At 73.3% G+C, this 14,421-nt stretch carries 12 protein-coding genes and 1 pseudogene; 8 read left to right on the forward strand and 5 right to left on the reverse strand.

Translation table 11 applies throughout. The features are described 5' to 3' along the window. Nucleotides 1-569: 569 nt before the first annotated feature. Nucleotides 570-1,001, reverse strand: a complete 432-nt coding sequence (locus ACIPYS_RS09795) for a hypothetical protein (RefSeq protein ID WP_400745166.1) — start codon at nucleotides 999-1,001, stop codon at nucleotides 570-572. 677 nt (nucleotides 1,002-1,678) lie between these two features. On the opposite strand from ACIPYS_RS09795, the gene ACIPYS_RS09800 reads away from it, so the two are divergent. Beyond that, a complete protein-coding gene (locus tag ACIPYS_RS09800; RefSeq protein WP_400745169.1) occupies nucleotides 1,679-1,921 on the forward strand; it encodes a hypothetical protein in 243 nt (80 codons plus the stop codon). An 89-nt stretch (nucleotides 1,922-2,010) separates the two neighbouring features. Here ACIPYS_RS09800 and ACIPYS_RS09805 read toward each other — a convergent pair whose 3' ends face one another. The 3 genes and pseudogenes from ACIPYS_RS09805 to ACIPYS_RS09815 all read right to left on the reverse strand — a co-directional run bounded on the left by ACIPYS_RS09805 (nucleotide 2,011) and on the right by ACIPYS_RS09815 (nucleotide 6,086). Then, nucleotides 2,011-3,345: a choice-of-anchor A family protein gene (locus ACIPYS_RS09805; protein ID WP_400745171.1), complete on the reverse strand. Its 1,335-nt coding sequence runs from the start codon at nucleotides 3,343-3,345 to the stop codon at nucleotides 2,011-2,013. 547 nt (nucleotides 3,346-3,892) lie between these two features. Further along, a pseudogene (locus ACIPYS_RS09810) lies at nucleotides 3,893-4,162 on the reverse strand (transposase); the annotation flags it as partial. A gap of 1,576 nt (nucleotides 4,163-5,738) precedes the next feature. Next, the gene (locus ACIPYS_RS09815) at nucleotides 5,739-6,086 is read right to left on the reverse strand and encodes a hypothetical protein (RefSeq protein WP_400745173.1); all 348 of its coding nucleotides are present in this window, start codon (nucleotides 6,084-6,086) and stop codon (nucleotides 5,739-5,741) included. A gap of 871 nt (nucleotides 6,087-6,957) precedes the next feature. On the opposite strand from ACIPYS_RS09815, the gene ACIPYS_RS09820 reads away from it, so the two are divergent. From ACIPYS_RS09820 to ACIPYS_RS09850, 7 genes are all read left to right on the forward strand, one after another. Then, the gene (locus tag ACIPYS_RS09820; protein ID WP_400745175.1) at nucleotides 6,958-7,158 is read left to right on the forward strand and encodes a hypothetical protein; all 201 of its coding nucleotides are present in this window, start codon (nucleotides 6,958-6,960) and stop codon (nucleotides 7,156-7,158) included. A 214-nt stretch (nucleotides 7,159-7,372) separates the two neighbouring features. Beyond that, complete coding sequence (locus tag ACIPYS_RS09825; protein ID WP_400745177.1) at nucleotides 7,373-8,215, forward strand: helix-turn-helix domain-containing protein; 843 nt, start codon at nucleotides 7,373-7,375, stop codon at nucleotides 8,213-8,215. A gap of 508 nt (nucleotides 8,216-8,723) precedes the next feature. Beyond that, the gene (locus ACIPYS_RS09830) at nucleotides 8,724-8,945 is read left to right on the forward strand and encodes a hypothetical protein (protein WP_400745179.1); all 222 of its coding nucleotides are present in this window, start codon (nucleotides 8,724-8,726) and stop codon (nucleotides 8,943-8,945) included. Between the two features lie 20 nt (nucleotides 8,946-8,965). After that, entirely contained in the window at nucleotides 8,966-9,409 is a 444-nt protein-coding gene (locus ACIPYS_RS09835) for a hypothetical protein (protein ID WP_400745181.1), read from the forward strand. 238 nt (nucleotides 9,410-9,647) lie between these two features. Beyond that, nucleotides 9,648-10,304, forward strand: coding sequence for a maleylpyruvate isomerase N-terminal domain-containing protein (locus ACIPYS_RS09840; protein WP_400745183.1), 657 nt, complete (start codon nucleotides 9,648-9,650; stop codon nucleotides 10,302-10,304). Nucleotides 10,305-10,577: 273 nt separating this feature from the next. Next, nucleotides 10,578-11,465 (forward strand): transcriptional regulator, encoded by an 888-nt coding sequence (locus ACIPYS_RS09845; protein WP_400745185.1) that lies wholly within the window; start codon nucleotides 10,578-10,580, stop codon nucleotides 11,463-11,465. Beyond that, nucleotides 11,462-12,550 carry an alanine racemase gene (locus tag ACIPYS_RS09850; protein ID WP_400745187.1) on the forward strand — a complete coding sequence of 363 codons (1,089 nt, stop codon included), beginning with the start codon at nucleotides 11,462-11,464 and terminating at the stop codon, nucleotides 12,548-12,550. Before ACIPYS_RS09845 ends, ACIPYS_RS09850 begins: the two co-directional genes overlap by 4 nt. Nucleotides 12,551-13,313: 763 nt before the next feature. Here ACIPYS_RS09850 and ACIPYS_RS09855 read toward each other — a convergent pair. Next, on the reverse strand, nucleotides 13,314-13,580 hold the full coding sequence (locus ACIPYS_RS09855; protein WP_400745189.1) for a hypothetical protein: 267 nt from the start codon (nucleotides 13,578-13,580) through the stop codon (nucleotides 13,314-13,316). Nucleotides 13,581-14,421 lie beyond the last annotated feature (841 nt).

The raw sequence follows: 14,421 nt of genomic DNA on the forward strand, positions 1-14,421 counted from the left end.
CTCGGCCTTCCGGCGGTCACGCCCCTTCCCGCGACGCGGTCCTCGGCGTGCTCGGGGGTCGGGATGACCAGGTGCCGGGCGGTGGTGGGTTCGGTGGGGTGGTGCTCGCCGGTGGTGTCGCGGCGTGCGGGGGGTGGGTCCGGGTGCGGGGGGGCGAGAGTCTGTGCCCGGGAGGTGTCCCGCGCCTGCCTGTGGTGCGGGACCGCCGGTGGTGTGGGGCCGGGCCGTTGTCGCGTACCGCGGCGGGGCCGGAGTCGTCCGTCGGTGCGGCCGCGAGGGGGTGGCCGCACCGCGAGGTCGAACGCGGTCCGGCGGGGTGCTCTCATCGCGGTCCGGCTGTCGCCGGGTGGGGCGGGCGGGGACGGGGAGGACGCGCGGGGGGCGATTCCTTGTCCGACCCGCACGACAGGTCCCGCTCCCCGGTGTTCGTGGGGCGGTCCCGGCCCGGGGTGGTCGAGCCGCCGGGGGCGTGCGGGGGTTTCTTCCGTTCTTCCGGCGGGGCCCGTTCACCGGCCTGTGCCGCCCCCGTCCGGCCGGGGCAGGGCCGGGGGCGGCACGGCGGTGGCGGGTCAGGCCTTCGCGTCGGCGGAGGATTCGGCCCGCTGTTTGGCGACCAGGCGATGGCGCAGGGCCGCGGCGGCGGGGTCGGCGTCGACCTCGCGCCAGCGGCGGCGGTCGAAGCCGGGTGTGTCGGCCCATTCCTCGGCGGCTTCCACCAGGGACTGCCAGCTCTGGCGCAGGCTGTTCAGGTTGTCCGTGCGGTGCCGGTCCTCGGGGGCGTCGGTCAGGCGCTGGAGCGTGGCCTCGGCGCGGGCGGTCGCGGTGCGCACGAGACTGGACAGTGCCCGTGCGGCGCGCTGTTCCGCGCTGCCGAACGCGGTGTCCCCCTCCAGGGGGCGGATCTGCTCGCGCAGGAAGGCGTGGATGGCCCGGACATCGGCCGGGGTGAGGTCGACCGCGTAGTGCAGCGGCTCGGTGGGCGGGGCAGTGGTGTCGGCCACGGGTGTTCCCTCGGTCTCGGGAAGGCGGCCGGACGTGTCGTCACGCCGGCTGGATCGCCTGGGACAGGCCATGTCTATCGGATGCGACGGGATGTGACGGGTGTTTCGGTGAGAACTGTCCGGCGGGGCGGCGGGCCGGGTGCGGTGCCGGCCGCCGCGCCGGCCTCCTCCGGGAGGTGCGGGCGCGGGGCCGCAGTGCCGGGGATGCGGACGCCCTCGCCGGGGCGGTAGCGGGACTCGTCCGAGGGGCAGGGCAGTGGTGGCGGTGGATGTCGGTGGTGGCGGGGCCGGGTGACACGTGACTCGGCGGACTGTGCGCCTGTGGGTGTCCCTTCTGATCGGTGCGGAGTGCTGCGGGCCGGGCCGACCGGTTCCGGACGCCGGTTGTCGGCGGGTCCGTCGGCGCCGGCCCGCACCGCGCGTGTCGGCGTCCCTGGCAGCCCCTGCCCGGGGCGCGTGGACGATCGGTAGATCCCCCCTTGGGCGCGCCCGGCTGTGACGTGGTGAACAGCAACGGTGGCCGCTCCCGGGCTCCCGGGGCCGTGGGCCTGCCGGGAGGTGGGGACGACCCACTCGCCCGACCGGCCCGGGAGGTTCCGACGGCGGCGACGAAGAGCGGCAGTGACGCTCCTTCGCCCAACGCGGTGGGGGCGGTGCTCCGAGCGTGTCCTGCGGCGGTGCTCGTGGCACTCCGGCGTGGCGACGGGAAGACCGCTGTGCTCTGTGCGCTGTTCGGCGGCGTGGCGGTTGCGGCGGTGGCGGCCGCCCCGGCCTGGTCCGCCGGACCGGCGCTGCCGACGGCGGCCGTGCTGTGCGGGTGTGTGCTCCTGGTCGGCCCGTTCGAGGTGGCAGGGGCGGTGACGCGATGCCGGAGGGCCGGGCAGGATGCCTTCGAGGTCGCCTTCGACGGCCGTCACTGACTCGGCCCGGCCGGGTCGGCCCGCTACCCCGACGTGCCCGCTCTCCCGCTGTGGCGGGAGAGCGGGCACGGTGCCGGGGCAGCCGGTCGTCATTCCTCGGATTGCTCGGCTTGCTCGGGCTCCTGGTCGTGGCGGGGCTTGAAGGCGAACAGCATGGCTGTGACGCCCAGGGCGATCAGGACGAGACCGGTCACGCCGTAGAGCACCGAGTCCGGATCGATGCTGGTGCGGGCCAACTCGCCCTGGGCGTCGGTCCGGACGGCGGTCGGGCTCGGATCGATGTCGGACGCGGCGTCGGCGTTCCGCGGCCCGGTGGGTGTCGTGGCGGTGGGTGACGGCGAGCTGGTGGCGGGTGTGATGGACGCGGGTGACGGCGGGTTGGTGGTGGGTGTGGTCGAGGTGGGCGTGGGCGAGTTGGTGGGCGTGGCGGGTGCGGTGGGTGATGCGGGGCAGTCGGGGAGGTCGCCGTCGAAGGGGTAGCTGTGGAGTTCGTAGCCGCCGGTGTCGCTGGTGTGGACGAGGTTGCCGGCGAGGTAGATCCGGCCGTTCGTGCCCGGTGAGGACAAGGTGGTGGTGCTGTCGGGTTTGCCGGCCAGGACGGTCGTTGCGGTCGGGAAGTTGTACACGAGCCTGGAGCGCATGTCGGAGGTCCGGTCGCCGGGTTGGCCGGTGCCGGTCGAGGTGTTGATGACCGGGTTGTCGCCGAGCATGTTGACCACGACGGTGGCGCCGGCGGGGATGTTCTCGTAGACGAGTTCGATCTGGGAGCCGTCGGCCCCGGCCAGGTCCTGGGTGACGTTGAAGACCTGCTTCATGCTGGCTCCGTCACCGGCGAAGGTCATCTCCTTGCCGTCGGTGCCGAGGGTGGAGGTGCCGGTTGCGGCGGCTTTCCCGACGCACTCGGAGGTGTCCTCGACCCAGGTGCGCAGCGAGCGGTAGGACGCGGTGGCGTCGGGGTCCGGGATCGACTCGCCGGGGGGTTCGACGGTGACGTCGCCGACGGACTCGCCGCCGCGGCGCAGGTTGCCGTAGGCGGCAGAGGTACCGAGCAGGAGCCTGTTGCCGGATTCCGCGGTGACGTTGCCGCCGACGGTGAGGAAGTCAGCGGCGTCGGGCGGCGGGACCTGCGAGCCGACCCCGACGGCGCCCATCTGGTAGTTGCCGCTGCCGCTCTTGTCGATGTCCACGTTTCCCAGGACGACGATCCCGCCCTCGGCTTCGGCCACGCGGCCGACAGCACTGAAGTCGCCGCCGGTGAAGATGTTGATACCGGCGTCGCGGCCCAGGAAGGCGCTGTTGTTCGGCGGCTCCCAGGTGGCGGGGCACTGGGTTCCGGAGCAGGGGCCCAGCCCGGCGGGCAACGGGTCGGCCGAACTGGCCGTCAGCAGGGCGGTCAGCGGTGCCGCGGCGACGGCGGTCGCCACGGCGGTCCGAAGACCGCGGCGCTGTGCGGCGGTGCGTGTGCGTGCCGCGTTCGGTATGTGTTCCGGCGACCCGGTGGTCGGGCTCATGGTCAATAATTCCTTGGTGTATGAGAATACGGAAAGCGGCGGGAGGCGCCGCGCCGCGTGTCGATAGAGCGTGGTATTAGCCTGCGGGCCGTCGGCCCGATTCATCGGACTTCTGCGTTGTCGAATCGATGCGGGAAGGGACGGTTCGAGCAGGCCGGCCGATCGGTGGATTCGTCCGCGCCGCCCCGGCTCCTGGTGCCCGGGGTGCCGGCGGCGATGCGGGCCCGGCCCGCCGTCGCCGCCGCGGCCGACCGCGGCGACGACGGCGGGCCGGTGCGCCCGGGGTGTGCGACCCGGACGCGGCATTCGTTGCGCGCGGACACTACTCCCGAGGGCCGGGGACGATCCCGCGGCCGCTCGTGGGGGCGGCCCGCTGGTCCGGGTTCCGCTTCCAGGGGCCGGGTATGACCTTCTGACCGTTCGTGCGGGCGGCCCGCTGGTCCGGGCGTCGCCGGTCGGCGCGCAGTTCTGCTGCCAGGACGCCATGCAGGCGGGGCCAGATGCCGGCCTCGGTCCACTCGCCCAACCGGCGCCAGGCGGTCACTCCGGAGCAGCCCACGGTCTCGGCGGGGACCTCGGCCCACGGGACTCCGGTCCGCAGGACGTACATGACACCGGCCAGGGCCGTGCGGTCGGAGGTGCGCGGCCGCCCGTAGCGCTTGGGTTCGACAGGGGGCAGCAGCGGGAGAACCCGCTCCCACAATTCATCTGGAACAAGATCCGAATACATTCCAAACACCTTGCCGACCGGTCTCGTGGAATGCAAGAACAAAATCGCCCGGGCGATCTTATGAAATCAAGAGGGGACTTTGGTCCCGCCCCGGCCGGGCCTCGGGAGTCGGCAATTTGAAAAAATGCAACAGGGAATACTCACCGAATACTCATCCGCGCTCCCGCCCGCCGATGCACCGGGAGAGCCGCCCGCGCGGTGGCGGGCGACTTTTGCGCGGGGTCCGGCGGCTCGGAAGGCCGACTCCGGGTACCGCGCCGCGACCGACGCTCGCTGTCCGGCGCATCCTGGTCCGGACGTTCACAGCAGCCGCCCGGAATCGCCGTCGACGGGCACTCTTCGATGCCCCGGACGCTCCCGGGGTCGCGGTCGGCAGGGGAGTGCGGGAAGCGCCTGCGGCGAAGCCGTGGAACTCGGCGGTGAGGTGTCCGTCGGGCCTGCGGGGCCGTACGGCCGCCTCGGGGCCGCGTCGCCTTCGCGACCCCGCCGGGCAGGTCCTCGGCCGGACTCTCCGGTGCGGGAGGGCCACCCCTTCCGGCCGTCGTCGACCGCCTCCGGAGGCGCCGGGCCCCAGCCCTGCTCGATCACCCACCGCCGCATCCGACGCCTTGGCGGGACCTCTTGCCGGGAGTTCCTGCGGCGGTGGTCCGACGAGTGGTCGCGATCCCGTCCGCCGGCCCGAGCACCCCGGCCCCGGCCGGGCATCGGCTGGACGCCCGGCCGGGGCCGGCCACTGCTGCCCCGGGCGACCGGTGGCCGCTCAGGCGGGGTGGGCGGCGGTTACCGGAGGCGGGCCGGCCGGCCCGGTGGTCGAGCGGTTCCCGCGTTTCCGGATGTGCGTCGGTGGACGGGCATCGGCCGTGGAGGGGGCGCCGTCCGCGGGGATCCCGAGCCGGTGCGGCTGTCCGCCGGCGGGTCGGTGTCCCGAGCCGGTGCGGCTGTCCGCCGGTGGGTCGGTGTCCCGAGCCGGTGCGACTGTCCGCCGGCGGGTCCGTGTCCCGAGCCGGTGCGACTGTCCGTCGGCCCGCCCCGGGGTCCACCGGTGCCGGACCGGCCGACGGGGACACCGGGATCGATCCGGCACCTGCAGAGGTCGGCGAGGTGGCGGGTTCCTGGCACACGTCCCGGTGTCCGTGAATCCCCCGGTCGGCCGGCGATCGCCTCCGGTCGGCGGGAGCGCAGGCAGGCTTTCGGGGGGACATCAGGTCGAAGGTTCGTTTCTCCCTCGGACAGTCCGTCGGCTCGGCTGCTCTCTGGTTTGCTTGTCGTGTCGCCACCCATTGAGTGGCGGTCGGCCCGGAGTCCGAGTTCCTGGGGTACGCCCACGTGTTGATCGCATCGGCGCGGCAGGCCGGCAATCCGCGTGCCGGCTCTCGGGCAGAAACGCGATCGGTCTGCGTGGCCGACGCATTCGACGCGTCAGCACCAGGAGGGGATGACCAGTGACGAAGAAGGCCGTCGCCGGCTTGTTGGCCGGCGCTTTCGCGGCTTCGGTGATGGGAACTGTCGTGGCGGGCGCCGCCGGAGCGGATCCGGGCCGGTCCGGCGACTACTGGGAGCCCGTGACCGACCGCTGCTACGAGCAGACCGGCCGGGAGTGGGGTGCGAGCGGCAGCGGCAGCGACTCGAGCGGCTCCGGGGCCCCGATCGTCCGGGCGGTCGCCCGCATCAGGAGCGCGACGCCGGTCCCGACGGCCACGGCCGGGGTCCCGGCCGAGCCCGGCCCGTCGGTGTCGGCGTCCGTCACGAGGGCGGAGACCGTCACCGTGAACGTCCCGGGGTGGACGACCGTCAGCCACCGCGACGGCCCTGTCGACAGCCGCTCCGGCGTCCGTGTCTTCCGTACCTGCGCCAACTGCCGGACCAGCACGCACCGGGCCACCGCGAGTGCGCCGGAGTGCTGCTTCGAGGTCCGCAACGCCAAGCAGTGCCGGTGCGGGGTGCGGCCACCAGGAGGCCGTGCCCCGCACCACCACCGCACCCGACCGCCGCGGGAGAGCGATGAGCCACCGCACCGTACCGGCCCTTCTCGCGGCCCTCGCGACCACGACACTCCTGGCCGCCTGCACCAACGACGGACCCACCGACGAAGCCCGGTCCTCCCTACGGGCCGTTGCGTGCACGAGCGAGTACCACGCCCGGCAAGGTACGGTGCTGCGCCCGGAGAGCGTCTGGCCCCGGGGCCCCTGCAGCCGCTCCGAGGCCTCGCTCACCCTGTCCGCGAGCTGCCCGAACGCACCCGCCGTCCCCAACACCTCTTGCGAGTCGGCGCAGTTCCCGTGGAGCGATCCCGACGAGCTGCGGGCCGCCCGCCTTCGTGCACCCGGCGTGCAGACCTGTATCGCCGCGACGATCACCGGCGGCAGCGCCGGCCAGGGCCTCATCCGGCAGGTGCTCGGACGCGCCCGGTCCCGGGCGCCCGCCGCGCCGAACCGTTTCCGTGACCACCTCGTCCAGTGCGGTGCGAGCACGGCGCCACCTCCGGGGTACTGCGGGTGGAGGCCGGTCACCGGAGGCGCCGACGCGCTGGTGCGCGTATCGACGCGCCAGGCCCGGCCGGGGACTGGGGCGGGGCACTCCGCGAGGTCCACCGGATGCTGTGCCCGGGCGCTCGCGCCGCCCTCACCCGGGCCTCCGGCAGTGCGGCTCTCTTCCCGCGGTGCGGCCGGATCGGGGCAGGCCGGCGTCCTGGCCACCACCGTGCGAAGCAATTCCTGCGGACCACGACCCGCCGGTCCCGGTCGACACCTCGCACCGGCCGTCCTGGCGTTACCCGGCAACGGGGGAGACCCATCGTGAGACTCACCTTCCTCGGCAGCGCCAGCGACAGCGGAAACTGCCCCGCGCTGTACGAGACCGAGAACGGCGACATCGTCGTCCAGGGCGCGCTCCTCACCGACCCCGAGGCCCTGGCCCAGCTGCGCGACGTGCTTCCCGGCGAGAGCTTCGTCGTCGTGCCCAGGGAACTGCTGGCCCGTTTCGCGCCGACGGAGTAGCCGTGCAGGACACAGCCGGCTCTCCCGCGCGGTGACCGCCGGCGGTTCGGTTTCAGGACCCCGGCACGGCTCCGTTTCGACGACGCCGGCAACACGCTCGGTGCGGGGATCACCGAGCAGCCCGGGCGGGCCCGGCGGCCTGCCGGGCCCGCGACACGGCGCGGCACTTCGCCGTTCCGGCACGGGACTTCGCGGCCGGGGTACTCTCCGGCGTGTGAGCACCGACTTCCAGCAGGCCCGCCTCTGCCTCGGTGTCCGTCTGCGTGAGCTGCGCACCGAGGCCGGGGTGAACGGCCGGGACCTGGCGGCCAGGCTGGGCTGGCCGGCGTCGAAGGTCTCCAAACTGGAGAACGGCAGGCAGACCGCGACGCCCGCGGACCTGCGGGCGTGGGCGCTGGCGGTGGGCCGCCCGGAGTCGGAGGGCGAGCTGAAGGGCCGTCTCCAGGGTCTGGAGTCGCGCTACCGGACGTGGAAGCGGCTGCTCGCCGGCGGTCACCGTGCCCGTCAGGAGGTCGGGGTCCGGCACAGCCGCGAGACCACGGTGACCACCGGTTACGAGCCGGGTATCGTGCCCGGCCTGTTCCAGATCCCCGAGTACGCTCGCCACGTCCTCACCCACGCCGGCGAACTGCACGGGAGCCTGCGGGACATCGACGAGGGCGTGCGGGCGCGTATGCGCCGCCAGGAGGCGCTCCACCGGCCCGGCAAGCGGTTCCGGTTCCTGATGGCCGAGGCCGCGCTGTACGTGCGGATCTGCCCGCCCGACGTCCTGGCCGCGCAACTGGACCGCCTCGTGGGCCTGTTGGGCCTGCCCAGCGTGGAACTCGGCATCGTGCCCCTGGGCGCTCCGGTGACCGTGGTCCCCAAACACGGATTCTGGATCTTCGACGACCGGCTGGCGATCGTCGAGACGTGGAGTACCGAGATGTGGCTCGACGACCGCTCCGAAATCGACCTGTACCGCAAGGTGTGGGCGAAACTGCACGCCGCCGCCGTGCACGGGCCGCCGGCGCACCGGCTGATGGCGCGCGCCCGCGCCGCGCTCACCCGCGTGTGAGCGGCCCGAGCGGCCTGTGCAACCCGCGACGGGTCCGGGAGAAATCCCGAGCAATCCGTGCGTTGACGAACGGTCTCCACTTCTACGGTGTGGGCCATGACCGACCCGTTCCGCCCCGCGCACCCCTCCCGCCGACACCCCCGCGCTGCCGAGCCGCCGCCCGACCGGCGTGACACGGTCACCTGTCGCGCGGACCGCCGCACCGCGCACCCGCTGGCACCACCCGCCCGGTGCGCGCCCGCACCCGCCGCACGCTCTGCCGTCACGCGGGCGGGCGGTGCGAGCGCCGCGATTGCTCGCCCGCACCCGCCGCAGGGCGTCGTTGTCGAGCTCGACACCCGCAAGGGCGGGCGCTACGTCAGCGCGGAGTGTCTGTTCGGAGTCCACCACGGCTGCCCGGGCGGTCTGCGGGACGGTTCCCGCGCCGCTGTCCTGCTCTGCCTGTGCGGCCACCCGCACTGCCCGTGCAGCCGCAACCTGCCGGGGGCGAACCGGTGAGCACCGACCAGTGCGGCGTGCCTCCGCGGACGGCCGTACCGGTGGGCGGGTCACCATCCGGTACGCCGGGGCCGTTGCCGCGCACCACGGGGTCGTCCACCGGATCTGCGACAACGCCGGAATCCCCGGCGGCGGCCCGGTCGAGGTGGCGGACCGAGAGGTCTGCGGCCGGACGCTCGCGGTCGACCTGTTCGGCGTCGCCCGCGGTGCCAGGGCGTCCTGGCCCACCTGATCGCCTCCGGCGAGGGGCACGTGGTCAGCCTCTCCAGTCTCGACGGCTCCCTGGCGCAGCCCACCCTGTCGGCCTACTGCGCCGGCAGGGTCGTTGTCCGGGGCTTCGGCGAAGCCCTGCGCAGCGGACTGCCGGGCGAGCGCCTGCCGGTCCGGGTGGGCGTCGTCCGTCCTGGAGGCGCGTGGCCGGGCATTGCCACTGCCGGACTGTGGCAGGCGCTCGGCCGGGGCCTGGTCTCGGTGCCCGCCGAACTCGACTGCCTGCGCGTGTGCAGCGAGGGACTCCTGAGGATGCCCGCACTGCAGGCCGCTCGCATCGCCGTCGGTGGCGTGGAAGCCGGCGCCGCCTGCATCCGCGGCGGCTTCGGTGCCGGGTCCGCAGGCCCGGGTCGAGCACGACCGGCCCCGCACGACCGGCTCCGCACGACCGGCGCCGCACGACCGGCCCCGAGGAAGCCTGGGTGACCTGGTGCAGCGGCGCCGCCGTCCGTGCGGTGTCGATGCCTGCCGCCATGGCTTTCTTGATCCCTGCTGGCGTTCCCGGCCCGGCGGACTCGGGTCCGGGGTCGTCGGGCCACGGCCCTACGTCCCGGCACCGAGGTCCCGGCACCCCGCCGGGATGCGGCGCGGGGGAGTGGCCGCAGCCCACAGGCGTCGATCCCGCGGCCGTCCGGTGGGCGGCGGGCGGTGGTAGCTTGCCGGGGTGGGACTCTTCGAACCGTCATGGGCCGCGCTGCGGTCGGCGGTGGACGCGCTCGCGCCGGAGGACTTCCGGGCGCCGTCGGGGTGTGCGGGCTGGCTGGTGCGAGATTTGGTCTGTCATCTGGTGATCGACGCCCAGGACGTGCTGATCACGCTGGTCACCCCGGCCGGGGCGGAACCGACCCGTGACGCGGCGTCGTACTGGCAGGTCTCGTCCGAACCACCGGACGGACAGGATCCGTTGGACGCGCTCACGGTACGGCTCGCCGCCGCCTACGGGGACCCGGCCCTGCTGCGGTTCCATCTGGAGGACGTGGGCCGCGCGGCGGGGCGCGCCGCCCGACTGGCCGACCCGCGCCTGCGGGTGTCCACCCAGGGCCAGGTCCTGACGGCCGGTGACTACCTGGACGCGTACGTCCTGGAGTGGACGCTGCACCACCTGGACCTGGTCGCCCATCTCCCACACGTTCCGGGCCCGCCCGCCGAGGGCGCGGCCGCGTCCCGCCGACTGCTGGAACGCATCGCCGGGGCGGCCTTCCCATCCGGACTCCCGGACACGGACGCCCTGTTGATCGGCACGGGGCGCCGGAGCGCGACCCCCGCCGAAACGGCGACCCTCGGCCCGCTCGGCGCGCGCCTGCCGCTGTTCCTCGGCTGACGGCGGCCCGGGCGGGGGCAAGTTGAACCGGTGGCGCGGTAGGCGGCAGTGCCTTGGGCGGTGCCTCGTCCTTTGGTGTCGGCTGAACGTACATGCCTACGATCGGGTGTTCTCGTCGGAGCTTTCGGGCGGGGCGACGGGAACCGGCCGAGGCCAGGTGCTCCGTCACCCCTGCGTGGATCGGGGAATCGGATGTCTTACCAACCTGGCAGAACCTTCGCGCCCGCGCTGCCCGGAACGTGCCAGGGCGACCCGGTGGAGCGTCACGGTCGGATGACGACCACCCTTCCGATCACGTCCCTCCTGCCGGGGGAGTCCCCACGTAGCCGCGGGCTCGACCAGGAGCACGTTGCTCCGTCGGCCGGCCAGGAAGAAGCGTTGCCGCCGATCCTGGCGAGACGCTCGGACCTGCGGGTTGCCGACGGGACGCACCGGCTCGAAGCGGCCCGCGGAAAGGGGCGGGCGGCAGTCGAGGTGGAGCTCTTCGACGTCACGGCGCACGAATCCTTCCTGCACGCGGTCGGGATCGACGGTCGGCATGGCCTGGCGCTCTCGCCGGCCGACCGGCGCGCCGCCGGCACCAGGATTCTGGCGTCGCACCCGCAGCTGTCGGACCGTGCGATCGCCCAGGTGCCCGGCCTCGGTGCCAGGACCGTCGCCACCCAGCGACACCGCTCAACCCCGGAGGCGCACTGGAACACCCGCACCGGCCGCGACGGACGCACACGACCGCTCGACCCCGCTGTTGGCCGCCGCCGCGCAGCCGACCTGATCACCGGCGACCCGAACGCCTCGCTGCGTACGGTCGCCCGGCTCGCGGGTATCGCACCCGCAACGGCTGCGGACGTCCGCAAACGCCTGTCCGCCGGCCAGCTCGCCACCACCGGCCCTGTGCCCGTCGACACCCGGCCAGCCCCGCCGCATGCCGCAGGGCGCAAGGCCGACGCCCCTGACCGCGGCACACAGCTCCCCGTACGGACCGTCCCACGTCCCGGCGGCCATCACGAGCCGCGGACGGTCCCACCGAATCTCCGGCGGACCCTGATGCTCGAGAAGCTTTCGCACGATCCGTCACTGCGTCTGAAGGAGGAGGGTCGTCACCGCCTGCAACTGCTGCGGCAGAACGTCGGCGCGCGCGAGGAAAGGCGGCAAGGCGGATGAGGCTCCCCGAGGGGCTGACGACACCGTCGCTCGTGGTGGACCTCGCCGCGCTCGACGGCAACATCGCACGCATGCAGGCCGCCGCGCGGGCGGGCGGATTCGCCCTGCGTCCGCACGCCAAGGCCCACAAGTGCCCACAGGTGGCACGGCGGCAGTTGGTTGCCGGTGCAGAGGGTCTGACGGTCGCAACCCTCGCCGAGGCCGAAGTATTCGTCGCCGCCGGGTGCGAGGACCTGTTCGTGGCGACCCCGATGTGGATCGACGAGGCGAAGGGGCGTCGGCTGCGGAGGGTGGCAGAGCGTGCGGCGCTGAGGCTGGCCGTCGACTCGGTCGAGGGTGCGCGCCGACTGGGGCAGGCACTGGGCGGTGCCGCCGGGTCCGTGGAGGTCCTCGTGGAGGTGGACTGCGGTATCGGCCGAACGGGGGTGTCCCCCTCCAGGGCCGGGGAGCTGACCAGGGCGGCGCACACTGCCGGGCTTCGCGTGGCAGGAGTGTTCACCTTTCCCGGACACGGCTACGGCCACGACCCCGGAGCCCGCGAACGCGCCGCGCGGGACGAGGAGCGAGTCCTGGCGGAGGCAGTGGGGTCGCTGCGGGAGGAAGGCGTGGAGTCCCCTGTCGTCAGCGGCGGCTCCACCCCCACCGCAGGTGCCTGGCGGCCCGGAGTCGTCAATGAGCTGCGCCCCGGCGTCTACGTCTTCAACGACGCCACACAGCACGCGATCGGGACCTGCTCCGTCGACGACCTGGCTCTGATGGCGACGGCGACCGTGATCAGCGTGCCCGCTCATGACCGGTTCGTCCTGGACGTCGGCACCAAGGTGCTGGGCGCTGACCGGTCTCCCTGGGTGTCGGGTCGGGGGTTCCTGCTGCAGTACCCGAAGGCGACGGTCACTGGACTGTGGGAACACCATGCGGTCGTCCGGCCGGCGGAAGGACACGGAGTACCCGCTCTCGGCCGCGTTCTCACAGTCGTCCCCAACCACGTCTGTACAGCGGTCAACCTGGCGGATGAACTCGTCGTCATCGAGGACGGCGAAGTGCTCGACCGCTGGTCCGTCGCAGCTCGCGGAGCGAACACGTGACGGTGGCCAGGTCCCACCCCGTGGTCGAAGGAGTCCCGCTCCACCTGCGGTGACGCAGGCCATGGACATGGATCCGGCCCTGTGGAGGGACGGCCGGAGAGGGGCACCCCGGGGGCGTTCGTGAGGTAACGACCTGCGGATATTCGTGTCCGGTGAGACATTTGACCGAGCCGGAAGACGATGTGACGGATCCTCGGACAACCGGCCCTGCGGGGGCCGGTCGTCCCTGCGCACGGGACGACGTGCCCTCGGGTCCAGCCGTACCCGCCGCCCCGCCACCGGACGCTCGCAGGACGGCAGCGGTAGTAGCGGTGCAGCCGCGACGACTTCCGCCCGCACCCCCGGGCGGCGGCCGAGGCCGCCACTGACCGGAGGTCTGTCGCTGATCGAGGAGTCCGTGCCGACCACGCTCGGGTGGTGGGCATGACCTCGGAGTGATGGATTGCGTGTAGTGGACCTTCTCTTCTCGGGGACCGGCGTGGAGGTCGAGGAGATGTTTCTGGTGGTGACGAAGGTCGACTCGCCGTGCGAATTTGATCCAGAATCACGGTTGGACCGTGGACGACACAATGGCCGTGCGTGCGAGGACGCCGGAGGTGTGATTCCTGCGGCGCCTTCGTGGGACGAGCCCGGCCGCCGCCACCGGTAGGGGCAGCGGCCGGATTGCCGGGGCAGATGAGCCCTCACACGGTCAGCGAGGGCAGTTCCCCGGCCGTGGCTGTTCCGAGTCTCTTCTCCCGGGCGGACATGCACGTCGTGTCCGTCACCTCCGCCACGACCCCGTCCTGGTCAGGATCAAGGTGTAGCCCGCGCTGAGGACCAACACGGCGCCGACGACAGGGACCGCGATCTTCTCGGCCGCCTCCTTGTTGAACCGGCCGACAACCAAGGCGTCGGCCGAGTCTGTCCCAGCCTTGATCAGGCAGTTCCTGCCCATGAGTGTCTTCCGGCGGGTTCTGATCCACCGACCGACTGACCTCGGGTTCTCGACGGGACCCGTCGGCCCTGTCCGGAGGCCGCTCGTCTGCATCCACCGGTCCGGTCTGCGTGACTTCACAAGAGGGCCGCATCGACACGGCTGCCACGCCGTCATGCAGTACCGCGCTGTGCGCGTACGGGGGGGAGAAGGCCGCCGACAGGGTCGTCGACAGGACGGACAGGGGCGCCGATGGCCCGGCCGACCGGACGTGCGGGGCCGGATCCGGCAGCCGGCTCCACCGCCTTCCTCGAGTCCGACGTCGACGTCGGCGTAGGACTCGGCGCCTGGCGGAGCTGCTGGATCCGGGGCCCGTGCACAGACTGATCCCGATCCCACCGTCCCGCCCTTCGCCCGCCGCGTCCGCCGGCCGCTCCACTGTTGATACCGGCCCGACGTCCCCGGCACCCCGGCACGGCGGACACCTTGGTGTCCTCGTCCACCAGCACGATTCCCCCTCCCCGAGCCCGGGGCGGTTCACTTCGGCGCAGCGTGAGGCGGAGACCTGGAGTCGGACGCTCCGATGGCCGAGGAACTCGCGACTGCCGTGGCCGGCCGACCACTGTCCCCCGACCCGGATCCGTTGGGCGATCACGCCAGCCTGCGGGCGTGATCCAGGGCTCCGGCCCACTACGAGTTGATCGACAACCACCGCGGTTGATCCGGACGCCGGTTGCGGCCCGACTGACCGTACTCACCGAGGCCAGGCCGTGGGCTGTGGGCGTGCCGATGCCGCACCGGCGACGGAATTCCTCCGCTCTGGCGCACCGGTGGCACACGGGAGCGTTCGCCCGTACCGGCGCCGGTACGGGGCAAACAAACACCCCCCCCCGGTACCGCACGCCCGCCGTGGGATACACCGCCAGAACCACGACACGCGCCGGGCCCCCGCGGG

Origin of the sequence: Kitasatospora sp. NPDC089913 (assembly GCF_044748625.1) — a bacterium.
Taxonomy (GTDB): domain Bacteria; phylum Actinomycetota; class Actinomycetes; order Streptomycetales; family Streptomycetaceae; genus Kitasatospora.